This is a genomic window from Pseudomonas sp. 14P5.3.2, assembly GCF_057799175.1.
Map to the genome: position 1 here is coordinate 43674 of NZ_JBYOKU010000014.1, position 22459 is coordinate 66132.

Annotated in this window: 21 protein-coding genes; 14 read left to right on the forward strand and 7 right to left on the reverse strand. The window is 60.4% G+C overall.

Features of this window, described 5'->3' with window-relative positions:
• Window positions 1–122: 122 nt before the first annotated feature.
• On the forward strand, window positions 123–1013 hold the full coding sequence (locus AC27VU_RS13685; protein WP_003226986.1) for an AraC family transcriptional regulator: 891 nt from the start codon (window positions 123–125) through the stop codon (window positions 1011–1013).
• A 185-nt stretch (window positions 1014–1198) separates the two neighbouring features.
• Here the strand turns inward: AC27VU_RS13685 and AC27VU_RS13690 are convergent, their stop codons facing one another.
• Window positions 1199–2863, reverse strand: coding sequence for an electron transfer flavoprotein-ubiquinone oxidoreductase (locus AC27VU_RS13690; protein WP_003226984.1), 1665 nt, complete (start codon window positions 2861–2863; stop codon window positions 1199–1201).
• Between the two features lie 524 nt (window positions 2864–3387).
• Here AC27VU_RS13690 and AC27VU_RS13695 point away from each other — a divergent pair.
• The 10 genes from AC27VU_RS13695 to AC27VU_RS13740 all read left to right on the forward strand — a co-directional run bounded on the left by AC27VU_RS13695 (window position 3388) and on the right by AC27VU_RS13740 (window position 12829).
• Entirely contained in the window at window positions 3388–4137 is a 750-nt protein-coding gene (locus AC27VU_RS13695; protein ID WP_003226982.1) for an electron transfer flavoprotein subunit beta/FixA family protein, read from the forward strand.
• On the forward strand, window positions 4138–5067 hold the full coding sequence (locus AC27VU_RS13700) for an electron transfer flavoprotein subunit alpha/FixB family protein (RefSeq protein ID WP_007961977.1): 930 nt from the start codon (window positions 4138–4140) through the stop codon (window positions 5065–5067).
• An 80-nt stretch (window positions 5068–5147) separates the two neighbouring features.
• On the forward strand, window positions 5148–5969 hold the full coding sequence (locus AC27VU_RS13705; protein WP_103521832.1) for a substrate-binding periplasmic protein: 822 nt from the start codon (window positions 5148–5150) through the stop codon (window positions 5967–5969).
• A 9-nt stretch (window positions 5970–5978) separates the two neighbouring features.
• Window positions 5979–6335, forward strand: coding sequence for a DUF4398 domain-containing protein (locus tag AC27VU_RS13710; RefSeq protein ID WP_177434686.1), 357 nt, complete (start codon window positions 5979–5981; stop codon window positions 6333–6335).
• The gene (locus AC27VU_RS13715) at window positions 6332–7144 is read left to right on the forward strand and encodes an OmpA family protein (protein WP_103484710.1); all 813 of its coding nucleotides are present in this window, start codon (window positions 6332–6334) and stop codon (window positions 7142–7144) included. The genes AC27VU_RS13710 and AC27VU_RS13715 overlap by 4 nt, the downstream gene beginning before the upstream one ends.
• Before the next feature lie 201 nt (window positions 7145–7345).
• Window positions 7346–8785 (forward strand): aminotransferase-like domain-containing protein, encoded by a 1440-nt coding sequence (locus AC27VU_RS13720; RefSeq protein WP_003226969.1) that lies wholly within the window; start codon window positions 7346–7348, stop codon window positions 8783–8785.
• 78 nt (window positions 8786–8863) lie between these two features.
• Complete coding sequence (locus AC27VU_RS13725; protein WP_488724270.1) at window positions 8864–9355, forward strand: translation initiation factor 2; 492 nt, start codon at window positions 8864–8866, stop codon at window positions 9353–9355.
• A 164-nt stretch (window positions 9356–9519) separates the two neighbouring features.
• Window positions 9520–9774 carry a YkgJ family cysteine cluster protein gene (locus tag AC27VU_RS13730; protein WP_045122579.1) on the forward strand — a complete coding sequence of 85 codons (255 nt, stop codon included), beginning with the start codon at window positions 9520–9522 and terminating at the stop codon, window positions 9772–9774.
• 41 nt (window positions 9775–9815) lie between these two features.
• Window positions 9816–10421 (forward strand): START domain-containing protein, encoded by a 606-nt coding sequence (locus AC27VU_RS13735; protein ID WP_003226964.1) that lies wholly within the window; start codon window positions 9816–9818, stop codon window positions 10419–10421.
• 314 nt (window positions 10422–10735) lie between these two features.
• Window positions 10736–12829 carry an LTA synthase family protein gene (locus tag AC27VU_RS13740; RefSeq protein ID WP_103521835.1) on the forward strand — a complete coding sequence of 698 codons (2094 nt, stop codon included), beginning with the start codon at window positions 10736–10738 and terminating at the stop codon, window positions 12827–12829.
• Between the two features lie 56 nt (window positions 12830–12885).
• Here the strand turns inward: AC27VU_RS13740 and AC27VU_RS13745 are convergent, their stop codons facing one another.
• Window positions 12886–13044: a DUF3309 family protein gene (locus tag AC27VU_RS13745; protein WP_169432680.1), complete on the reverse strand. Its 159-nt coding sequence runs from the start codon at window positions 13042–13044 to the stop codon at window positions 12886–12888.
• Between the two features lie 258 nt (window positions 13045–13302).
• Here AC27VU_RS13745 and AC27VU_RS13750 point away from each other — a divergent pair, with 258 nt between their 5' ends.
• The 3 genes from AC27VU_RS13750 (at window position 13303) to csrA (ending at window position 14846) form a co-directional block, all read left to right on the forward strand.
• Window positions 13303–14118, forward strand: a complete 816-nt coding sequence (locus tag AC27VU_RS13750) for an SDR family oxidoreductase (RefSeq protein ID WP_003226958.1) — start codon at window positions 13303–13305, stop codon at window positions 14116–14118.
• 63 nt (window positions 14119–14181) lie between these two features.
• On the forward strand, window positions 14182–14514 hold the full coding sequence (locus AC27VU_RS13755) for a YnfA family protein (RefSeq protein WP_003226957.1): 333 nt from the start codon (window positions 14182–14184) through the stop codon (window positions 14512–14514).
• Window positions 14515–14660: 146 nt separating this feature from the next.
• Entirely contained in the window at window positions 14661–14846 is a 186-nt protein-coding gene (gene csrA, locus AC27VU_RS13760) for a carbon storage regulator CsrA (RefSeq protein WP_003226955.1), read from the forward strand.
• Window positions 14847–14851: 5 nt separating this feature from the next.
• On the opposite strand, the gene AC27VU_RS13765 is transcribed toward csrA, so the two are convergent.
• From AC27VU_RS13765 to mnmC, 5 genes are all read right to left on the reverse strand, one after another.
• Window positions 14852–15079, reverse strand: coding sequence for a YheU family protein (locus AC27VU_RS13765; protein ID WP_003192759.1), 228 nt, complete (start codon window positions 15077–15079; stop codon window positions 14852–14854).
• A 170-nt stretch (window positions 15080–15249) separates the two neighbouring features.
• Window positions 15250–16440 (reverse strand): osmoprotectant NAGGN system M42 family peptidase, encoded by a 1191-nt coding sequence (locus AC27VU_RS13770; protein WP_003226953.1) that lies wholly within the window; start codon window positions 16438–16440, stop codon window positions 15250–15252.
• Between the two features lie 162 nt (window positions 16441–16602).
• A complete protein-coding gene (ngg, locus tag AC27VU_RS13775) occupies window positions 16603–18351 on the reverse strand; it encodes an N-acetylglutaminylglutamine synthetase (protein ID WP_108588841.1) in 1749 nt (582 codons plus the stop codon).
• Window positions 18352–18354: 3 nt separating this feature from the next.
• A complete protein-coding gene (locus AC27VU_RS13780) occupies window positions 18355–20127 on the reverse strand; it encodes an N-acetylglutaminylglutamine amidotransferase (RefSeq protein WP_488724271.1) in 1773 nt (590 codons plus the stop codon).
• Between the two features lie 149 nt (window positions 20128–20276).
• Window positions 20277–22256: a bifunctional tRNA (5-methylaminomethyl-2-thiouridine)(34)-methyltransferase MnmC2/FAD-dependent 5-carboxymethylaminomethyl-2-thiouridine(34) oxidoreductase MnmC1 gene (mnmC, locus tag AC27VU_RS13785; protein ID WP_488724272.1), complete on the reverse strand. Its 1980-nt coding sequence runs from the start codon at window positions 22254–22256 to the stop codon at window positions 20277–20279.
• Between the last annotated feature and the right edge of the window lie 203 nt (window positions 22257–22459).

Genomic DNA, 22459 nt, shown 5'->3' on the forward strand with positions numbered 1-22459 from the left:
GACGATTCCTCCGGGTCTCATGCCTAATCCTCCGGCATGCAGGTCTGGGCAAGCGCATTGGCAAAAGGATCTGCGATGATGCTTGCATGCCTTTTTCCGTGACTTTTTTGAAGACCCCTCCGATGCAGTTGACCCGTCACCTTGATGCCAATGCCACCCTGGTTTCGCTGATCGAGCCGCTGGCGCTCCGCGATGGTTACAGCCAGACCGGGCTGCCCGGCGTGCAGGTATTGCGTGCCAGTTGCGACGTGGCGCGTGGCCCACACATTTATGAGCCGAGCCTGATGATCATCGCTCAGGGCAGCAAACTGGCGTTTCTCGGCCCGCGCACCATGGAGTATGGCGCCGGGCATTACCTGATTCAGGCGCTGCCGGTGCCGTTCGAGTGCGAAACCTTTGCCTTGCCGGATGCGCCGTTGCTCGGAGTGTCGGTGGCCATCGACCGGGTGTTGCTCGGCGAGCTGGTGCTGGCCATGGGGCTGGCGCCGGGGCGGCACATTCCGGCGCAGACCCCGGAGTCGATGACCTCGGTGGTGCTCGACGATGACATGCGTGGTTGTGTCGAACGCTTGCTGCGTTGCCTGCATGATCCGCTGGAGCGGCAGATTCTCGGGCCGGCGCGGGTGCGTGAATTGTTGTTCACCGCGCTGCGCGGACCGCAGGCCGATGTGTTGCGCGCGCTGGTGGAACAGCAGGGGCAGTTTGCCCGGGTGGCGGCGTCGATCAGTCATCTGCATGCGCATTACACCGAGCCGCTGAATGTCGAGACATTGGCCGGTTGCGCCAACATGAGTGTTTCGTCGTTCCATGAGCACTTCAAGCGCAGCACGCTGTTGTCGCCAGTGCAGTATCTGAAACGCTTGCGGTTGCTCAAGGCGCAGACGTTGCTGGTGGCCGAAGGGCTGGGCGTGGCGCAGGTGGCGCATCGGGTGGGGTATCAGAGTACGTCGCAGTTCAGTCGTGAGTACAAGCGCTATTTCGAGCGTAGCCCGGGGGACGAGCGCGTAGCCTGAGTCTGCGCAAATCCCTTGTAGGAGTGAGCCTGCTCGCGATAGCGGTGTGTCAGTCAGCATCATCGTTGACTGACACACCGCTATCGCGAGCAGGCTCACTCCTACAGTGATTTTGTGGTGCAACAAGAAATGGTGGGCAACAAAAAGGCCCCCATTTCGGGAGCCTTGATGTTCAGCGATACGGCTTACATGTTCGGGTAAGTCGGGCCGCCAGCGCCTTCCGGCGTGACCCAGGTGATGTTCTGCGAAGGGTCCTTGATGTCACAGGTCTTGCAGTGCACGCAGTTCTGGGCGTTGATCTGGAAGCGTTTTTCGCCGTCTTCCTTGGTGATCACTTCGTAGACGCCGGCCGGGCAGTAGCGCTGCGCCGGTTCATCGTACAGCGGCAGGTTCTTGCTGATCGGGATGCTCGGGTCGGTGAGCTTCAGGTGGCACGGCTGTTCTTCTTCATGGTTGGTACCGGAGATGAACACCGAGCTCAGTTTGTCGAAGCTGAGTTTGCCGTCCGGCTTCGGATAGTCGATCTTCTTGCAGTCGGCCGCGAGCTTCAGGCAGGCGTAATCCGGCTTGGTGTCATGCAGGGTGAACGGCAGTTTGCCGCCGAAGATGTTCTGGTCCAGCCAGTTGAAACCGCCGCCGACGATCGCGCCGAACTTGTGGATCGCCGGGCCGAAGTTGCGGCTGGCGAACAATTCGTCGTAGAGCCAGCTCTTCTTGAACGCGTCGACGTAGGAGGTCAGCTCTTCAGTGCCATCCTTCTCGGCGAACAGTGCGTCGGCCACCGATTCAGCGGCGAGCATACCGGACTTCATCGCAGTGTGGCTGCCCTTGATCTTGGCGAAGTTCAAGGTGCCGAGGTCGCAACCGATCAGCGCGCCGCCCTTGAAGACCATTTTCGGCAGCGAGTTCAGGCCACCCTTGCAGATCGCGCGGGCGCCGTAGCTGACGCGCTTGCCGCCTTCCAGGTACTGAGCCAGCACCGGGTGATGCTTGAGGCGCTGGAACTCGTCGAACGGCGACAGGTAGGTGTTGCTGTAGGACAGGTCAACGATCAGGCCGACGACCACCTGGTTGTTTTCCAGGTGATAGAGGAACGAGCCACCGGTGTTTTCGGTGCCCATGATGTCCAGCGGCCAACCGGCGGTGTGCACCACCAGGCCTGGCTGGTGTTTGGCCGGGTCGATTTCCCAGATTTCTTTGAGGCCGATGCCGTAGTGCTGGGCGTCGGCATCGCTGTCGAGGTTGTAGCGTTTGATCAGTTGCTTGCCGATGTGACCACGGCAGCCTTCGGCGAACAGCGTGTACTTGCCACGCAGTTCCATGCCCGGGGTGTACAGGCCTTCTTTCGGGTTGCCTTCGCGGTCGACGCCCAGATCACCGGTGATGATCCCGCGCACGATGCCGTTTTCGTCGATCAGCGCTTCCTGAGCGGCGAAGCCCGGGTAGATTTCCACGCCGAGGTTCTCGGCCTGCTGGGCCAGCCAACGGCACAGGTTGCCGAGGGAAATAATGTAGTTGCCTTCGTTGTGCATGGTCTTGGGCACAAAGAAATCAGGAATTTTCTGCGCGCTTTCGGCGTTTTTCAGCACGAAAATGTCATCGCGGGTGACCGGGGTGTTCAGCGGGGCGCCGAGTTCTTTCCAGTCCGGGAACAGTTCGTTCAGAGCGCGTGGTTCGAACACGGCACCGGAAAGGATGTGTGCGCCGACTTCGGAGCCTTTTTCGACCACGCAGACGCTGATTTCCTTACCGGCTTCGGCGGCCTTCTGCTTCAGACGGCAGGCGGCGGACAGGCCAGCGGGGCCGGCACCGACGATGACCACGTCGAATTCCATGTATTCGCGTTCCACAGGCTATCTCCTACTCAAGGCTCAACAGTTTTTTTTCTAATTTGGAGGTTCGGTGTCGCATCCGTTATTGCCTTTACGTTAACGTCAAGGGTAATAATGGGAAACCACCTTTCTCTCTAGGCGGCGCATTATATCTACACCACTCTGAGCGTCCAATACAAACGTTTGTTTGAATCGGCTCCAGCCCAGAGAAATCAAAGAAGCGCGGCTTATGAACGACCATTTTGCCGTATTGACCGGAATAGGCGTTCCGGTCAAGATACGGGCGGTTTTGCGCTCGCCGTAGGCAGACTGGCGGTTTCAAGAGCACCTCTAAAGACAGGGCACAGGCAGTACAAGGTGATGCGCAGCGCAAGTCCGGCGCGCAGTTTACACACCGTGCAGATCAATGACTTGTTGGTCACCACTGACGAACGGTCATCGCCCCCAGCCGGCGTTTTTAGAGGTGCCCTTGTGCCCGATGAGCATCAACCGCCAGGTTCGCCTAGGCGACTTTCTTTTCACCGGAGAGTAACGAGGAATCCATGAAGGTTCTTGTAGCTGTCAAACGCGTTGTGGATTACAACGTCAAGGTCCGCGTCAAGGCGGACAATTCCGGCGTAGACCTCGCCAACGTCAAGATGTCGATGAACCCGTTCTGCGAAATCGCAGTGGAAGAAGCCGTACGCCTGAAAGAGAAAGGTGTTGCGACTGAAATCGTCGTCGTCTCCATCGGCCCGTCCACCGCTCAGGAACAGCTGCGTACCGCACTGGCTCTGGGTGCCGACCGCGCCATCCTCGTCGAATCCGCTGAAGACCTGACTTCGCTGGCCGTGGCCAAGCTGCTCAAGGCAGTGGTCGACAAGGAACAGCCTCAGCTGGTGATCCTGGGCAAACAGGCGATCGACAGCGACAACAACCAGACCGGCCAGATGCTCGCTGCACTGAGCGGCTACGGTCAGGGCACTTTCGCCTCGAAAGTCGAAGTCTCCGGCGACAGCGTTGCCGTGACCCGCGAAATCGACGGCGGCGCGCAGACCGTTTCCCTGAAACTGCCAGCGATCGTCACCACCGACCTGCGTTTGAACGAGCCGCGTTATGCGTCCCTGCCAAACATCATGAAAGCCAAGAAGAAGCCTCTCGAAGTGCTGACTCCGGACGCTTTGGGCGTTTCCACCGCCTCCACCAACAAGACCCTGAAAGTCGAAGCGCCGGCTGCACGCAGCGCGGGCATCAAGGTCAAGTCGGTGGCTGAACTGGTCGAGAAACTGAAAAACGAAGCGAAGGTAATCTAAATGACTATCTTGGTTATTGCTGAACACGACAACAAAGTGCTGGCCCCGGCCACACTGAACACCGTGGCTGCTGCAGCCAAAATCGGCGGCGACATCCATGTGCTGGTTGCAGGTCAGGGCGCTGGCGCCGTGGCTGAAGCCGCTGCGAAAATCGCTGGCGTGAGCAAAGTCCTGAACGCTGACAATGCCGCTTACGCGCATCAGCTGCCGGAAAACGTCGCTCCTCTGGTTGCAGAGCTGGGCAAGGGCTACAGCCACATCCTGGCTGCCGCCACGTCCAACGGCAAAAACATCCTGCCGCGCGTTGCCGCTGCGCTGGACGTTGACCAGATCTCCGAGATCATCTCGGTAGAAAGCGCCGACACCTTCAAGCGTCCGATCTACGCCGGTAACGCCATCGCTACCGTGCAATCGACCGCAGCGATCAAAGTGATCACCGTGCGTGCCACCGGTTTCGACCCGGTTGCCGCTGAAGGTGGTTCGGCGGCTGTTGAAGCCGTAGCGGCTGCGCACGACGCCGGCACTTCCAGCTTCGTCAGCGAAGAACTGGCCAAGTCCGATCGTCCTGAGCTGACCGCTGCCAAGATCGTCGTTTCCGGCGGCCGCGGCATGCAGAACGGTGACAACTTCAAACACCTGTACGCCCTAGCCGACAAGCTGGGCGCTGCCGTCGGTGCTTCGCGCGCTGCGGTCGACGCAGGTTTCGTACCGAACGACATGCAGGTCGGTCAGACCGGCAAGATCGTTGCGCCACAGCTGTACATCGCCGTCGGTATCTCCGGCGCGATCCAGCACCTGGCCGGCATGAAAGACTCCAAAGTGATCGTTGCGATCAACAAGGACGAAGAAGCGCCAATCTTCCAGGTGGCCGATTACGGTCTGGTGGCGGATCTGTTCGAAGCGGTACCTGAGCTGGAGAAGCTGGTCTAATCCGGCGGCTTCACTTATAAAGAGCCCGACCTTCTGGTCGGGCTTTTTTTTGTCTGGGATTTGAGTGGGAGCGTTTTGCCATGGATCTGCGCCGCAGGTTGTTATTGGGATTGATCCTGTTGCCGGGGATGGCTGCGGCTGCCGGCAAATGCGAGCGTCTGGTCGTCACCGGCAGCCCGGATGCGCCGCCGTACCTGTGGCAGGACCCGCAGAATCCCAGGCACTTGATCGGCGCCAGTGCCGACCTGTTGCAGCAAGTGGCCAAGGATCTGGGGATCAAGGTCGAACTGCTCTACGCCGGCAAACGCTCGCAGGCCCTCGATGAGGTGCGCAGCGGGCGCATGGACATGCTGGCCGACACGCCGCTGATGTTCAACGAGCTGGAAAACCTCGACTACATCTATCCGCCGTTGCTGGAAAACGACTATCTGGTGTGGACACGCAAAGGCTCGACGCTGGTCTACAGCGAAGCCAAGGATCTGCACGGGCACACCGGCGGGCTGTCGGAAAAGTCTCGTATGACCCAGGCATTCGGCACTTTCGCCGAGCAGAATCTGACCCTGACCCGGACGGCAAACATCACCCAGGCCTTTCAGAAACTTCTGCTGGGTGAAGTCGAATATGTACTCGCCGGGCGCTACTCGGGCATGGCCGCCGCGCAGGCATTGGGCATGGCCAATGATCTGCTGGCGTTCGAGCAACCGATCGACCGACCGGGGCTGTTCCTCGCGGTTTCGCACAACTCGGCCTGCAACGATCCGTGGTTGCGCGGACAGCTCGCTAAAAAGATGACAGAATTGCCCGCGTCCGGACTGACCGAAGCCGCGCTGCAACGCAACATCGAGCGCTGGAAGGCTCAGCAGCAACAGCCGCAGCCATCTGTCAGTGCCCCAAAACAGTAGGGATTCTTAGTGAGTATTCGACCTCTTTTCGCGGCCATGGCCGTTCTGGCCCTGGCCGGCTGCGCCAACGATCCGGCACCCAATGAGCAAATGCGCCTGACCGAGCAGGCCATCACCCAGGCCAAGGCTGTCGGTGCGACCGCCGATGAAATGCCGGAAATGAAACTGGCTGAAGACAAGTTCAACCGGGCCAAGGGCAACATGGCCGACGAGTCTTACAAGAACGCCCGCATGCGTTCCGAACAGGCCGAGCTGGACGCACGTCTGGCAGAAGCCAAGGTGCTGACGCAAAAGAGCGAAGAGCAACTGAACGTGCTGAATACCCGCATCATCCGTCTGCGCAAGCAACTGGGAGATGCCCAATGAGCCTCAAGTCCAAAGCCCTTGGCGGGTTGGTTCTGGCTGGCTGCGTGAGCCTTTTCGGGTGTGCCGGTCAGCACAGTGAAAGCGCATTGCAACAAGCCAGCAGCGACTTCCAGAAGGTCAAGGAAGACTCCAATGTGCTGCGCATCGCTCCCAAGGACGTGATCCGTGCCGGTGAGTCCCTGGCCCGTGCCGATCGCCTGTCGACCTATTGGGGCAGTGGCTCCGACGTTGTGCATTACGCCTACCTGAGTCAGCGTTACAGCGAAATCGCTCGCGAACACACCAATCTGGTGCTCAACGAAGAGCGCGCGGCCAAGCTCGAGCTGGAACGCCAGCGCCTGCAACTGGCTCTGCGTGAGTCCAAACTGCTGAGCGTGCAGCAGCAGGGCAAGTGGCTCGAAGAGCAGATCGTCGCGCTGGCCACTACGCAAACCGATCGCGGGCTGGTGATGACCCTCGGTGACGTGCTGTTCGACACTGGCGAGGCGGAGCTGAAGAACTCGGCCAATCGCGTGGTGTTGAAGATTGTGCAGTTCCTGCAGCTCAACCCGAAACGCGTGGTGCGTATCGAGGGCTACACCGACAGCACCGGTGGCAAACAGGAAAACCTCAAGCTGTCGCGTGATCGCGCGCAAGCCGTGGCCGATGTGTTGATGGACCTCGGAATTGAGGACAAGCGCATTCAGGTCGAAGGTTACGGCGACGAGTACCCGGTGGACGCCAACGCTTCCGAGCGCGGGCGGGCACAGAATCGTCGGGTGGAAATTGTGTTTTCCGACGAAAAAGGCCAGCTCGGCGCCGCCCGCTGAGGGCTGCGTCTCTGGAAAGCCCGGCCTGTCATGCAGCGCCGGGCTTTTTTACGTCTGTCGAATAGCGCGCAAATCCGTACAGTTGTAGCTGACACTGCACTGTACGGTCGACTATGGTGGCAACTGTCCCAGTACACTTCTAAACTGTTCCGGTATTGTTTCACACAAGAATAAAATGCCCGTGAAATCGAGTGCTGCGTCATGACCAACCTCTTGCTCTACCAACGTATTGCTCAACAACTGGCGGAAGATATCCGGCGCGGCGTCTATCAGCCCGGCGAACGCGTGCCGTCGGTGCGCAAGATGAGTTCGCAGCTCAATGTCAGTCATGCAACGGTGTTGCAGGCTTACGCCAATCTCGAGGATCAGGGCCTGATCCGCGCACGGCCGCAGTCCGGTTACTACGTGCACCAGACCCCGGCCCTGACGGCGCCGACACCGGATATCGCCCGGGTCGAACGCCCAGGCCTGGTCACCCGCGCCAGCATCATTCAGCAAGTGTTGGTCGAATCGCGGCGCGAGGGGGTTTTCCCGTTGGGCGCGGCGGTGCCGAGTGTCGATTACCTCCCGGTGCGCGCATTGCATCAGCAGTTGGCCAAGGTCACCCGATTCCATAGCCCTCGGGCTTTCAGCTACATGTTCAGCCCCGGTTTCGAACCGCTGCGCCGGCAAGTGGCGATCCGCATGCGCGATGCTGGCGTGGTGGTCGATCCGTCGGAAGTGGTGATCACCCACGGTTGCGTCGATGCTTTGCAGATGTCGCTGCGGGTGCTGACTCGTCCGGGTGATCTGATCGCCGCCGAGTCGCCAACCTATTACGGCCTGCTGCAACTGGCCGACCTGCTGGGCCTGAAAGTGATCGAGATTCCCAGCGACCCGGCCACCGGCATGAGCCTGGAAGCCTTGCAACTGGCCGCCAACCAATGGTCGATCAAGGCGCTGGTGCTGACCACCCGGCTGAGCAATCCGCTGGGTGGCACCATGCCGGAAGAACGGCAGAAACAACTGCTGCGTCTGGCCTCGGACTTCGATATCCAGATTGTCGAAGACGACATCTATGGCGAGTTGATGTTCGAACAGGGCCGCACCAAAGCCCTCAAGGCCTACGATCGACTGGATCGGGTGATCTACTGCTCGAGTTTTTCCAAGACCTTGTCGCCGGGCGTGCGGGTCGGCTGGATGATCGCCGGCAAGTATCAGCAGGAAATCCAGCGTCTGCAGACGTTCACCACGCATTCGGCGTGTAGCGTCACGCAGATGGCGATTGCCGCTTATCTGGAAAATGGCGGTTATGACCGGCATTTACGGTACATCCGCCAGGAATACCGGAAAAACCTCAGCGCGTTCCAGCTGGCGGTGCAGCAGTACTTCCCGGAAGGCACGCAAATGACCCGGCCCACGGGCGGTTTCATCCTCTGGGTGAGTCTGCCGGGCAGGGTCAATACCCAGGAATTGCACGTCCGCGCCTTGCAGCAGGGCATCAGCATTGCACCGGGGCTGATCTTCAGTAATACCGAGCAGTTCAACCACTGCATCCGCCTGAACTGCGGCACGCCGTGGAATCGCGAAGCGGAAAGGGCGCTGATGACCCTCGGCCTGCTGGCGACTCAACTGTGTCAGGAAACGGCCGGCGGATTCTGAACGAGCGGCGCGTCATGCTTGTCTTGTGACGCTCAACAGGCGAGCATATGGCCCTCTGCCGTTAGTGTTGTAGGGCTCATGAAAGCGATTTTGCCTGCTGCCTGGATTTTGTTTGGTGTGTTGACGATGGGCCATGCGCCCGGTGTCATGGCAGCCGCCGTTCAGGAAAAGCTTGCGGCGTCAGCACCGGCGAGCAAAACGGCCAGCAACAAAGCCGTTGCGGATAAGAAAGCTCAGGTTAAAAAAGCCCCGCAAAAGAAGGCCGCCCCGGTGAAGAAACGGCCCCCGGTCGCTTCCAAGTCGAAACCGGCCAGTGAGGTGGCGAAAACCCGATTGCCGCCGGCCAAGCTCGATCTGAGCCTGCCCAAGGACATGGTGCAGCAGCTCAAACCGGCCGGTACCGTCACGCTGCCTAAACACGACGCTATCCTGCCGCAGATGTTCGGCGAGAAGAACAGCGGCTTCCAGCTCAACGGCCGTCTGCTCAGCAACGAAATGCAGCTGCAACTGCGCAACGAAGAGCGTCGTGAAGTCGAAGGCGCGGCGCTGGATTTCGAATTCAAGCAGTAAATCAAATCGATCCGTGACCCGCAGACCAGACGCTTTGTCGGAGACTGGTCAGTCACTTTCGTTTCTGCGTAAAAACCCCGGTTCAGGGAATTTGAAACAACCGTTTTAGCGGTTACTCTGTGGCCGTCCCTTTAACACATTGCCCGTCGCGAGGACTCGTCGTCATGAAATGCCGTGAAGGCTGTGGCGCTTGCTGTATTGCCCCCTCCATCAGTTCTGCCATCCCAGGCATGCCCAATGGCAAACCTGCCGGCGAACGTTGCGTGCAACTCTCGGTCGAAAACCTGTGCAACATTTTCGGTCAGCCGGAACGCCCGGCGGTCTGCTCGGGATTTGCCGCCGATGTCGAAGTCTGTGGCAGCAGCCGGGAAGAGGCGATCAGGTTGATCGGCTGGTGGGAGCAGATGACGGCGGCGTGATGTGTCAAACGAACGGAACTTCAACAATAAGGAATAAGACTATGGGTTCGCTGCATCGTATCGCTGTGTTGTGTGGTTTGACGGCTGTGCTGGCCACTTCGGTTGCTCAGGCTGAGGACTGGAAAGTCGCCAAGGAGCAGGACGGGATCAAGGTCTCGCTGGCCGAAGTGCCGGGTTCGGATTACAAGTCCTATCAGGGTGTTGCCCTGATGAAGACCACCGTTGCCAAACTGCGTGCCTTGCAGGAAGACGTGTCCGGAGCCTGCGCCTGGATTCACGAGTGCAAAACCCAGAAGCTGCTCAAGCACGAGGGCGATCAGAGCTGGACCTACACCCAGTTCAATACGCCGTGGCCAGTGACGCCGCGTGATTCCGTGCTGCACATCACCACCGTTGAAGGTGCCGATGGCAGCCTGACCCGCAACCTTGAAGGCGTGCCGAAGTACATTCCCGAAGAGAAAGGTTTTGTCCGTGTCGCCCAGGTCAAAGGCTTCTGGAAGTTCGTGCCCAAAGGTGATCAGGTCGAAGTGACCTATCAAGTGCACACCGAGCCAGGCGGCAGTGTGCCGAGCATGATTGCCAACAAGTTTGTGGTCGACGCGCCATTCAACACCCTGAAAGCCCTGAAAGAACGCGCCGAGAAGTAATTCGCGCGCTGAAAGCAAAACGCCCCGACTGATTCGGGGCGTTTTGTTTTGTCGTTATATTGTGTTTCCAGATATGCGCTGCACGAAATTTTCACAAAGCGTTCCAGACAATTCGCCCGCGCTCTCTGCAGTTGTCCCCGTATCCCCGCGCCTTGAATGAAAGAGTCCGGCGGTGGGACAGTAATCAATGGCAATGCTGCCGTTGATCGTGCAACATTTGCGCACCGCGCACGCCCCGGGGCCTGGAATGGCCAATAGAGGGCATGGCGCCGCCGTATTTTGCAACTTCAACTTCCAATGGGTCCTAAAACGACATGGCAAACCCGGACGCCCTGAATCAGCAGCGATCTTCCACTCGCCTGCTGCAACCGACCGTCAAATCGCATCTGGCCTACACACTGCTGTGTGCCCTGGTCATGATGGTGATGTTTTCCGTGCTGCGCCTCGCGCTGCTGGTCTACAACCGCGAGATGATCCTCGATACCCCGGCTTCGACCTTCCTCGAAGCTTTCGCCAACGGCCTGCGTTTCGACCTGCGCCTGGTGGTCTACATCTGCGTTCCGCTGGTGCTGGCACTGTTCAGTGCCCGGGCGATGGCCGCGCGCGGCTTTTTCCGTCTGTGGCTGACCGTCGCCTCGAGCATCGCGCTGTTCCTCGGCCTGATGGAGATGGACTTCTACCGTGAGTTCCACCAGCGCCTCAACGGCCTGGTGTTCCAGTACGTGAAAGAAGACCCGAAAACCGTGATGAGCATGCTCTGGTACGGTTTCCCGGTGGTGCGTTACCTGCTGGCGTGGGTCGTCGGCACCGTGATCCTGACCCTGGCCTTCAAGGGCGCCGACCGTGCAACCCGTCCACGTGGCCCGTTCAGCGGCGGCAACGTCGGTACGCGTCAGGTGGCGCCGTGGTACACGCGTCTCGCGGTATTCGTGGTCTGCCTGCTGATCTGCGTGGTGGCTGCCCGTGGCACCCTGCGTCAGGGCCCGCCGCTGCGCTGGGGTGACGTCTACACCACCGAATCGAACTTCGCCAACCAGTTGGGTCTCAACGGCACGCTGTCGCTGATCGCCGCTGCCAAGGACCGCATGGGCGAGGATCGCGACAACATCTGGAAAGCCACACTGCCGCAGGAACAGGCGCAGAAAGTGGTTCGCGAGATGCTGGTGATGCCGGACGACAAACTGGTCGATGCCGACATCGCTGCCGTGCGTCGTGACTACACGCCACCGGCCGACAAGACCCTGCCGATCAAGAACGTGGTCGTGATCCTCATGGAAAGCATGGCCGGTCACTCGGTCGGCGCCCTGGGCGCACCGGGCAACATCACGCCGTACCTCGACAAACTGTCGAAGGAAGGCCTGCTGTTCGACCGTTTCTTCTCCAACGGCACCCACACCCACCAGGGCATGTTCGCCACGATGGCGTGCTTCCCGAACCTGCCGGGCTTCGAATACCTGATGCAGACACCGGAAGGCAGCCACAAGCTGTCCGGCCTGCCGCAGTTGCTCAGTGCGCGCAAGTATGACGACGTGTATGTCTATAACGGCGACTTCGCCTGGGACAACCAGTCGGGCTTCTTCAGCAACCAGGGCATGACCAACTTCGTTGGCCGTAACGACTTCGTCAATCCGGTGTTCTCCGATCCGACCTGGGGCGTGTCCGACCAGGACATGTTCGACCGTGGTCTGCAGGAGTTGAAGGCACGGGAAAACGGCAAGCCGTTCTACGCGCTGCTGCAAACCCTGTCCAACCACACGCCGTACGCCTTGCCGACGCCATTGCCGGTGGAGCGCGTGACCGATCGTGGCAGCCTCAACGAACACCTGACCGCCATGCGTTACGCCGACTGGGCACTGGGTCAGTTCTTCGAGAAGGCGCGTAAAGAGCCGTACTTCAAGGAAACCCTGTTCGTGATCGTCGGCGACCACGGTTTCGGCAACGAGCGCCAGATCACCGAAATGGACCTGGGCCGCTTCAACGTGCCGATGCTGATGATCGCGCCGGGCATCCAGGAGAAGTTCGGCACCCGCGACCACACCGTGGGCACCCAGATCGACATCGTGCCGACCATCATGGGCCGTCTGGGTGGCGAAGTGCGTCATCAGTGCTGGGGCCGTGACCTGCTGAACCTGCCGGCCGGCGACACCGGTTTCGGTGTGATCAAGCCGTCGGGCAGCGAGCAGACCACGGCCATCGTCACCGCCGACCAGATCCTGGTGCTGCCGAAAGAGAAGGAAATGGCGCCGAAGATCTACCAGTACCAACTGGGCGCGAACCCTTCTGCCGAGATCATTCCGGACGCACCGCGTACCGCCGAACTGAAGCTCAAGCTTGAAGCGTTCCTGCAAACAGCGACCAAGAGCCTGATGGACAACACTGCCGGTGTCGTCAACGGCAAGCCTGACTGATAAAACCGCTGCATGAAAAAGAGGCCCCTGAGGGCCTCTTTTTTTGTCTTGGGGTTTTATATCCTGCCAAGTAACAGCAAGACCAGCAGCACCACCAACACCACGCCGATAATGCCCGAAGGACCATAACCCCAACTTCTGGAGTGCGGGAAGACCGGCAGACCACCGATCAGCAACAGGATCAGGATAATGATAAGAATTGTGCCCATGTCGATTTTCCTTGTTAAAAGTGTTCGAGAAAACTGGGTGTTCAAGGGCGACTGGAGGCTAACTAATTCCAGACGGCTTACAAATTCCGACCAGTGCGAATGAAAGAAAATTCAATGTTTTTTTAATGTATTTGGGCCGCAGACTTATTTCCTTTAAGCGCAAGATCTTTTGATCCTGTATTCAGCATTCTGATGGAGCGTGGGATACCCAGGTTCCTTCGCTACACTCCGCGTATCTCCTACGAAACAACAAGGCTGTCGGCTATGCAAAATCGCATGATGATCACTGGCGCGGGTTCAGGTTTGGGTCGCGAAATCGCGCTGCGCTGGGCGCGTGAAGGCTGGCAGTTGGCTTTGTCGGATGTCAGCGAGCCCGGCCTGCTGGAAACCCTGAAACGGGTGCGTGAGGCCGGTGGCGACGGTTTCACCCAGCGTTGCGATGTGCGTGATTACAGCCAGCTCACCGCGTTTGCCCAAGCCTGTGAAGTGAAGCTGGGAGGCATCGATGTCATCGTCAACAATGCTGGTGTGGCGTCAGGCGGATTTTTCAGCGAGTTGTCGCTGGAGGATTGGGACTGGCAGATCGCGATCAACCTGATGGGCGTGGTCAAGGGCTGCAAGGCGTTCCTGCCGCTGCTGGAACAGAGCAAAGGCAAGATCATCAACATCGCCTCGATGGCGGCCTTGATGCAAGGCCCGGCGATGAGCAACTACAACGTGGCCAAGGCCGGTGTGGTGGCGTTGTCGGAAAGTTTGCTGATCGAACTGGCGCAGCAGGAAGTCAGCGTGCATGTGGTTTGCCCGTCGTTCTTCCAGACCAACTTGCTCGATTCGTTCCGTGGCCCGACGCCGGCGATGAAAGCCCAGGTCGGCAAGTTGCTTGAAAGTTCGCCGATCACTGCTGCTGACATCGCTGACTATATCTATCAGCAAGTATCCGCGGGCGAGTTCATGATTCTGCCGCACGAGCAAGGGCGCATGGCCTGGGCGATCAAGCAGAAGAACCCGCAACTGATCTACAACGAAATGACCACCATGGCCGATAAAATGCGCGCCAAGGCCAAACAAACCAACGGTTGAACTTGCCCGGCGGGTATCGCGTCGTTAGGGTGGCCGCATTGGTCACCCTGTCGAGACGCATCAATGCTCAATTACCTGTGGTTCTTCCTCGCGGCGCTGTTTGAAATCGCCGGTTGTTTCGCCTTTTTCATGTGGCTGCGTCAGGGCAAAAGTGCCTTGTGGGTGATCCCGGCACTGCTCAGCCTGACCCTGTTCGCGCTGTTGTTGACCCGAGTCGAAGCGGCTTACGCCGGGCGCGCCTATGCCGCGTATGGCGGAATCTACATCGTCGCGTCGATCGGCTGGCTGGCGGTGGTCGAGCGCGTGCGCCCGCTGGGTTCGGACTGGATCGGCGTGGCGTTATGCGTGATCGGTGCCAGTGTGATTCTGTTCGGGCCGCGATTTTCCGCCGCTTGAGGCGAGACTGTTTAGCCATTTGCAGGAAACGTCTGAAGGGCGCAGCGACTCACGGTGTAGGGCAAGACTGAATTGCTCGCGACCCATTGTAGAGCGCCCGTCCGCCGCGCATCTTCAGGGCTGGCTAACCCTGAAGGACGAACTCCATGCTTGTACTCAGCCGTGTTGTGGGCGAGTTGATTTCCATCGGTGACGATATTTCCGTGCGCGTATTGTCAGTCAACGGTTCCAGCGTGCGCTTTGGCGTCGAGGCGCCGCAGAAGGTCAATGTGCACCGCTCTGAAGTTTACGAGCGGATCCAGCGCAAACAGATCAGCGAAAAGGCTCGCTGAGGTTTTCAGTCGAACAGATGCTTGGGCACATCGTGCTTGAGCATCAACTGGCATTGCTCGCTTTCCGGGTCGAAAACAATCAGCGCCTGGCCTTTGGTCAGTGCCTGGCGGACGCGCAGTACACGGGTTTCCAATGGCGTGTCATCACCGTTGTCGGTACCGTCGCGAGTGACGAAATCCTCGATCAGGCGGGTGAGGGTGTCGACTTCAAGAGCGTCGTAGGGAATCAGCATGGGCACCTCGGCTAAATCAATGGCGGGATGCTACGGCGATTGAGGGTTGGCTGCCAGTTTTGTGTGGTTTGTACCGGCCTCATCGCGAGCAGGCTCACTCCTACAAGGAAATGCATTCCAACTGTAGGAGTGAGCCTGCTCGCGATAGCCATAGGTCAGATAACAAGGATTCAGCTGTCCGAGCGCTGCCCCACCAGACTGTCCACCGACGGCACCCGCGTATCGCTCTCCATCTGCGTCTCATGCTCGATCTGATGACTGAAGCGATCCAGCGAAGCATTGGCCGGCGCCGCATCGCTGGCGAATACCGGCGGACTCAGAATGTACGCCCCAAGCAAACGACTGAGCGCCGCCAGACTGTCGATGTGCGTACGCTCGTAACCATGGGTCGCGTCGCAGCCAAAGGCGAGCAGGGCGGTGCGGATATCGTGCCCGGCAGTCACCGCCGAATGCGCATCGCTGAAGTAATAGCGGAACAGGTCGCGCCTTACCGGCAGTTCGTTTTCGCTGGCCAGACGCAGCAAATGCCGTGACAGGTGATAGTCATAAGGGCCACCGGAATCCTGCATCGCCACGCTCACCGCGTGTTCGCTGGAGTGCTGGCCCGGCGCAACCGGGGCAATATCGATGCCGACGAATTCGCTGACATCCCACGGCAATGCCGCCGCCGCGCCGCTGCCGGTTTCTTCGGTAATGGTGAACAGCGGGTGACAGTCGATCATCAACTCCTGACCGCTGTCGACGATGGCCTTGAGCGAGGCCAGCAGCGCGGCAACGCCAGCCTTGTCATCGAGATGACGGGCGCTGATATGGCCGCTTTCGGTGAACTCCGGCAGCGGGTCGAACGCCACCACGTCGCCGACGCTGATGCCCAGCGATTCGCAATCGGCCTTGGTCGCGCAGTAGGCATCCAGACGCAGTTCGACGTGATCCCAACTGATCGGCATCTCGTCCACCGCGGTATTGAACGCGTGCCCGGACGCCATCAGCGGCAGCACGCTGCCACGAATCACGCCGTTGTCGGTGAACAGGCTGACCCGGCTGCCCTCGGCAAACCGGCTCGACCAGCAACCGACCGGGGCCAGAGTCAGACGACCGTTGTCTTTCACCGCACGCACGGCGGCGCCAATGGTATCGAGGTGCGCGGACACGGCGCGGTCGGGGCTGTTTTTCTTGCCCTTGAGCGTGGCGCGGATCGTGCCGCGACGGGTCATCTCGAAAGGGATGCCGAGTTCTTCCAGACGCTCGGCGACGTAACGCACGATGGTGTCGGTGAATCCGGTGGGGCTGGGAATGGCGAGCATTTCCAGCAGGACTTTTTGCAGGTAGTTGAGATCCGGTTCAGGGATTTGAGTGGTCATGGAAACTCCTGATGAGTTGGGGCGCATCGATGGTTTCGATGAGGGGTGATTTAGGGTGTCTGTTGCGGCCCCTTCGCGAGCAAGCCCGCTCCCACATTTGGAATGCGTTCAACCTGTGGGAGCGGGCTTGCTCGCGAAGGCGTCAGTCCAGACGCCTCGGAATCAAGAAACAGCCGGCTGACTGTGCGGAAACAACAAATCGACAAAGCGCTCCGCCGTCGGCTGCGGCTCATGATTGGCCAGCCCTGCACGTTCGTTGGCTTCGATAAACACGTACTCCGCTTGATCCGCCGCCGGCACCATCAGGTCGAGGCCGACCATCGGAATGTCCAGCGCTCGCGCCGCACGGACGGCGGCATCGACCAGAGTCGGGTGCAGAATCGCCGTAACGTCTTCCAGCGTGCCACCGGTGTGCAGATTGGCGGTGCGGCGCACGAACAGATGTTCGCCCGCCGGCAGGATGCTGCTGTAGTCATAACCGGCCGCATGCAGGGTGCGCTGGGTTTCATGATCCAGCGGAATCTTGCTCTCGCCACTGGTGGCGGCTTGCCGACGGCGGCTCTGGGCCTCGATCAACGCACCGATCGAATGATGGCCGTCACCGACCACTTCCGCGGGACGGCGAATCGCGGCGGCCACCACTTCAAAACCGATCACCAGAATCCGCAGGTCGAGACCTTCGTGGAAGCTTTCGAGCAGCACACGGCTGTCAAAATGTTTGGCGGCTTCGATGGCCTGCTGCACCTCTTCGATGCTCTGCAGATCGACCGCCACGCCCTGGCCCTGTTCACCGTCGAGCGGCTTGACCACGACGCGCTGATGTTCATCGAGAAACGCCAGGTTGTCGTCGGCGTTGCCCGCCAGTTGCTGCGAAGGCAGTTTCAGCCCGGCGGCCTTCAACACCTTGTGGGTCAGGCTTTTGTCCTGGCACAGGCTCATGCTGATTGCGCTGGTCAGGTCGCTCAGCGATTCGCGGCAACGCACCCGGCGCCCACCGTGGCTGAGGGTGAACAGCCCGGCTTCGGCATCATCCACTTGCACGTCGATGCCGCGCCGATGCGCTTCCTCGACGATGATCCGCGCATAAGGGTTGAAGTTGGCTTCCGGGCCGGGACCGAGGAACAGCGTCTGGTTGATGCCGTTCTTGCGTTTGATCGCGAAGGTCGAGAGGTTGCGAAAACCGAGTTTGGCGTAGAGGTTCTTCGCCTGGCGGTTGTCATGCAGCACCGACAGATCCAGATAGCTCAGGCCGCGACTCATGAAATGCTCGATCAAATGCCGCACCAGCACTTCACCGACACCGGGTCGCGAGCACTGCGGATCCACCGCCAGGCACCACAGGCTGCTGCCATGTTCCGGATCGTTGAAGGCTTTCTGGTGATTGAGGCCCATGACGCTACCGATCACCGCGCCGCTGTCTTCATCTTCGGCGAGCCAGTACACCGGCCCGCCCTGATGATGCGGAGTCAGCCGCGTGGCATCGATCGGCAGCATGCCGCGTGCCTGATACAACAAATTGATCGCCTGCCAGTCGGCTTCGCTCTGTGCCCGGCGAATGCGGAAGCCGCGAAACACGCGGGTGGCCTGGCGGTAATCGCTGAACCACAGGCGCAGGGTGTCGGACGGGTCGAGAAACAGTTGGGTCGGTTCCAGACCGAGAATCTGCTGCGGCGCGGCGACGTACAGGGCGATATCGCGCTCGCCGGGTTGTTCATTGAGCAGTTCCTGCGCCAGCGTCGCCGGGTCAGGAAAGGTGTGACCGATCAGCAGTCGGCCCCAGCCGCAATGCACGGCAATGGGGTCGGCGCCGAGTTCGCTGCCGTCTTCGGCCAGACGCGCCTGCAAGCGTTCATACGACGGTGTCTGACCGCGTAACAGACGTTGGTTGATCGCCGTGGCGTGAGGTTTCATCAATCAGATTCCTTGTTCACTGAGCCACAGGTTCAGGGCCGCCAGTTGCCACAGTTTCGAGCCGCGCAATGGCGTCAGTTGGCCTTGCGGATCAGTCAGCAGTTTGTCGAGCATGGTCGGGTTGAACAGGCCGCGATCCTGGCTCGGATCCAGCAGCAGTTCGCGCACCCAGTTCAGTGTGTCGCCCTGCAAATGCTTGAGGCCCGGTACCGGGAAGTAACCTTTCTTGCGGTCGATCACTTCGCTCGGAATCACCAGGCGCGCGGCTTCTTTCAACACTTGTTTGCCGCCATCGGGCAGCTTGAACTGGCCGGGAATCCGCGCCGACAGCTCAACCAGTCGATAGTCGAGAAACGGCGTGCGCGCTTCCAGGCCCCAGGCCATGGTCATGTTGTCGACGCGTTTGACCGGGTCGTCCACCAGCATCACCGTGCTGTCCAGACGCAGCGCTTTATCCACCGCCGCATCAGCGCCGGGCTGGGCGAAATGCTCTTTCACGAAGTCGCCGGCCGCGTCATTCGCGGTCAGCCATTTCGGCTGTACGGTGGCCGCGTAGTCGTCGTAGCTGCGGTCGAAAAACGCCGCGCGATAGGCTGCATACGGATCCGCTGCGCCGTCGACTTGCGGATACCAGTGATAACCGGCGAACAGCTCATCCGCGCCCTGGCCGCTCTGCACCACTTTGCAGTGCTTGGCCACTTCGCGGGACAACAGGTAGAAGGCGATGCAGTCGTGGCTGACCATCGGCTCGCTCATCGCACGGAACGCGGCGGGCAGTTGCTCGATGATCTCTTTTTCGTCGATGCGCAATTGATGGTGCTGCGTGCCGTAGTGCTTGGCGATCAGATCGGAATACTGGAATTCATCGCCACGCTCGCCGCCGGCATCCTGAAAACCGATGGAAAAGGTCGAAAGGTTCTCGACGCCGACTTCGCGCAGCAGGCCGACGAGCATGCTCGAATCGACACCGCCGGAAAGCAGCACACCGACATCCACCGCCGCCCGTTGCCGAATCGCTACCGCTTCACGGGTGCTGTCGAGCACACGGTCGCGCCAGTCTTCGAGCGTCAGGTTTTTCTCATCGTCGTGTGGGCCGTAGGGCAGGGTCCACCAGGTTTTCTGCTCGGTGCGGCCATCGGCTTCAACACGCATCCAAGTCGCTGGCGGCAGCTTTTCAATGCCCGCGAGCAGAGTGCGTGGAGCCGGCACCACCGCATGGAAATTCAGGTAGTGATTGAGCGCCACCGGATCGAGGATCGGGTTGATGTCGCCGCCCTTGAGCAGCGCCGGCAGGGCCGAGGCAAAGCGCAAACGCTGGCCAGTGCGCGACAGGTACAAAGGTTTCACGCCGAGACGGTCACGGGCGATGAACAGGCGCTGCGCGTCGCGCTCCCAGATGGCGAACGCGAACATGCCGTTGAGTTTCGGCAACAGTGCTTCGCCCCAGGCGTGATAGCCCTTGAGCAGCACTTCAGTGTCACCACCGGAATAGAACGCATAGCCGAGCGCTTCGAGTTCGGCGCGCAGTTCCGGGAAGTTGTAGATCGCGCCGTTGAAGGCCAGCGACAAGCCCAATTGGCTGTCGATCATCGGCTGCGCCGAGCCGTCCGACAGGTCCATGATTTTCAGGCGACGATGGCCCAGGGCAATCGGCCCTTGGGCATGGAAGCCCCACGCGTCGGGGCCGCGAGGGGCCAGGTGATGGGTGATTCGCTCAACCGCTGCAAGGTCTGCAGGTTGATGATCAAAACGTAACTCGCCAGCTAATCCGCACATAAGGTCCTTACCGGTTTTTCCGTTGGGGAGGGGTGATTCAAGTCTGGCCAAAATGGCCGCTACTCAGAAACTGACCCGCTACAGATGTGGGAGTTTTAGAACGATGAGTTATAAGAGGGCGCGACTGACCAGCGGCCAGTCGCGATTTTTCATTTGCCGCGAATCAACGTGCGCAAGGCGAAACGGTTGGGGTGGCAGGCTTCGGCGACGCTTTTGGGCAGTGGCAGCGGCTCGTTGTCCAGCCACGCCGCGAGCAGTTCGCCAGACAGCGGCGCGGTGATCAGCCCGCGTGAACCGTGGCCGCTGTTGACGTACAGACCATCGAGCCACGGGCAGGCAATGTCCGGCACTTGTCGTGCATCCTTGCTCAACGCGGCATAGGCCTGAGCGAAAGCTGCGCGGTCGGCAAGCGGGCCGACGATCGGCAGGTAGTCGGGGCTGGTGCAGCGGAACGCGGCGCGTCCCTCCAGGGTTTCCGGGGGCAGTTCATCGATGTGCAGGCGCGCCACGAGATCGCTGGAAATCTCTTCGAGCATCGCCAGATTGCCGAGGTGTTCGGCGGTGGTCGGGGTCAAGTCGTCACTGTTGAAGTCGAAACTCGCGCCGAGTGTGTGTTCGCCCAAGCGAGCCGGCGCGACATAACCTTCGGCGCAGACCACGGTGCGCAGCGCCTGACTCTCGGCAGTTTGCGGCAGGCGCGTGATCTGCCCGCGGATGCGTTTGAGCGGCAGCTCGGCACTTTGCGCAAAGCGTTTGATTTCCGCAGCACCGGCCAATACCACGACCGGGGCGCTGGCGAGCAGGCGGTCGCCGTCGAAGGCTTGCCATTGATCATCGACCCTGCGCAGTTCCAGCGCGTCGTGATGCTTGAGCAGTTCGATGTTCGCTTGCGCGGCTTGTGCCTGGCACAGCGCCGGCGGATGCACCCAGCCGCCTTCGGGGTAGAACAAGCCGCCGTGCGCCACAGCAATCCCGGCTTGAATTTCGGCTTGCGGCTGATCGAGCCAGTGCACCAGATCTTCCGGGAACGCCGCGGCCAGTTGCGTCTGACGCTCGGCTTCCTTGGCGTTGAACGCCAATTGCAGCACACCGCAATCGTCCCAGTCCGTGCCGCGTTGCAGGGTTTCCAGCAGACGGCGGGTGTAGCCGAAGCCGCTGACGATCAGTTGCGACAACGCGGTGCCGTGGGCCGACAACTTCAGGTACAGCACACCCTGCGGATTGCCGGATGCTTCTTGCGCTACCTCGGCATGCCGCTCCAGCAGACTGACCTGCCAGCCGCGTGCGGCGAGGCTGGCAGCGGTCGCACAACCAGCCAGCCCGGCGCCGATCACCAGCGCCCGACGCTCGGCGGTCAGCGGGGCAGGGCGGGCGAACCACGGTTTGTCCGGCAGCGGTGGCGCGATGTCCTGCGGCCAGCCGAGAAACTCGCCGCGCAGGATCTCCCACTTGTGGCCGATGCCCGGGGTGCGTTTCATCTTGAACCCGGCGGCGTTGAGCAGGCGTCGCACCCAACCGGTGCTGGTGAAGGTGCTGATGGTCGAGCCGGGCGCAGCCAGTCGCGCGAGTTCGGCGAACAGTTCGGCGGTCCACATGTCGGGGTTTTTCGCCGGGGCGAAACCGTCGAGAAACCACGCGTCGATCTGCGCATCGAGTTGCGGCAGTTGCTCCAGCGCATCGCCGATCAGCAGCGTCAGGGTCACCCGGCCATTGCCGAGAATGATCCGCTGGAAGCCCTGATGGATCGCCACGTAATGGGTCAGCAACTGATCGGCCAGCGGCTTGAGATCCGGCCACAAGGCCAGCGCTCGTTGCAGGTCGGCCGGACTCAGCGGGTACTTTTCGACGCTGACAAAATGCAGCCGCGCACCGGCCACCGCATGCTGCTCGAACAACTGCCAGGCGCAGAGAAAATTCAGCCCGGTGCCGAAGCCGGTTTCGCCGATCACCAGTCGACCATTGGCCGGCAGCGCGGCAAAACGCTCGGCCAGACGGTTCTGTTCGAGGAACACGTAGCGGGTTTCATCCAGCCCCGACTGGTCGGAAAAATACACATCATCGAACACCCGCGAGCGCGGACGTCCGTGGTCATCCCAGTCGAGTTGGGCGTGGGGCAATACAGGTTTCATGGCAGGCTCGGCAACGACAAGGCGGCCATTCTAGCTGATCGGGCGGTGGGTGCTTGATCCATGGCAAGGCTGGGTTGAGGGGGTTCAAGGACAATTCACCGTTTGTGGCTGAAAGTGAGCTTTTCTGTGGCGAGGGAGCTTGCTCCCGCTCGGCTGCGCAGCAGTCGTAAAGCCGGCGCACGCGGTTTAACTGGAGTAACCGG

Bases quoted from the DNA above. Each gene is read 5' to 3' on its own strand.
- ngg (WP_108588841.1), bottom strand. From the start codon at position 18,351: ATGAAACCTCACGCCACGGCGATCAACCAACGTCTGTTACGCGGTCAG.
- AC27VU_RS13750 (WP_003226958.1), top strand. From the start codon at position 13,303: ATGCAAAATCGCATGATGATCACTGGCGCGGGTTCAGGTTTGGGTCGC.
- AC27VU_RS13755 (WP_003226957.1), top strand. From the start codon at position 14,182: ATGCTCAATTACCTGTGGTTCTTCCTCGCGGCGCTGTTTGAAATCGCC.
- AC27VU_RS13730 (WP_045122579.1), top strand. From the start codon at position 9,520: ATGAAATGCCGTGAAGGCTGTGGCGCTTGCTGTATTGCCCCCTCCATC.
- AC27VU_RS13705 (WP_103521832.1), top strand. From the start codon at position 5,148: ATGGATCTGCGCCGCAGGTTGTTATTGGGATTGATCCTGTTGCCGGGG.
- AC27VU_RS13740 (WP_103521835.1), top strand. From the start codon at position 10,736: ATGGCAAACCCGGACGCCCTGAATCAGCAGCGATCTTCCACTCGCCTG.
- AC27VU_RS13780 (WP_488724271.1), bottom strand. From the start codon at position 20,127: ATGTGCGGATTAGCTGGCGAGTTACGTTTTGATCATCAACCTGCAGAC.
- AC27VU_RS13765 (WP_003192759.1), bottom strand. From the start codon at position 15,079: ATGCTGATTCCCTACGACGCTCTTGAAGTCGACACCCTCACCCGCCTG.
- AC27VU_RS13735 (WP_003226964.1), top strand. From the start codon at position 9,816: ATGGGTTCGCTGCATCGTATCGCTGTGTTGTGTGGTTTGACGGCTGTG.
- mnmC (WP_488724272.1), bottom strand. From the start codon at position 22,256: ATGAAACCTGTATTGCCCCACGCCCAACTCGACTGGGATGACCACGGA.
- AC27VU_RS13720 (WP_003226969.1), top strand. From the start codon at position 7,346: ATGACCAACCTCTTGCTCTACCAACGTATTGCTCAACAACTGGCGGAA.
- AC27VU_RS13715 (WP_103484710.1), top strand. From the start codon at position 6,332: ATGAGCCTCAAGTCCAAAGCCCTTGGCGGGTTGGTTCTGGCTGGCTGC.
- AC27VU_RS13770 (WP_003226953.1), bottom strand. From the start codon at position 16,440: ATGACCACTCAAATCCCTGAACCGGATCTCAACTACCTGCAAAAAGTC.
- csrA (WP_003226955.1), top strand. From the start codon at position 14,661: ATGCTTGTACTCAGCCGTGTTGTGGGCGAGTTGATTTCCATCGGTGAC.
- AC27VU_RS13725 (WP_488724270.1), top strand. From the start codon at position 8,864: ATGAAAGCGATTTTGCCTGCTGCCTGGATTTTGTTTGGTGTGTTGACG.
- AC27VU_RS13695 (WP_003226982.1), top strand. From the start codon at position 3,388: ATGAAGGTTCTTGTAGCTGTCAAACGCGTTGTGGATTACAACGTCAAG.
- AC27VU_RS13685 (WP_003226986.1), top strand. From the start codon at position 123: ATGCAGTTGACCCGTCACCTTGATGCCAATGCCACCCTGGTTTCGCTG.
- AC27VU_RS13700 (WP_007961977.1), top strand. From the start codon at position 4,138: ATGACTATCTTGGTTATTGCTGAACACGACAACAAAGTGCTGGCCCCG.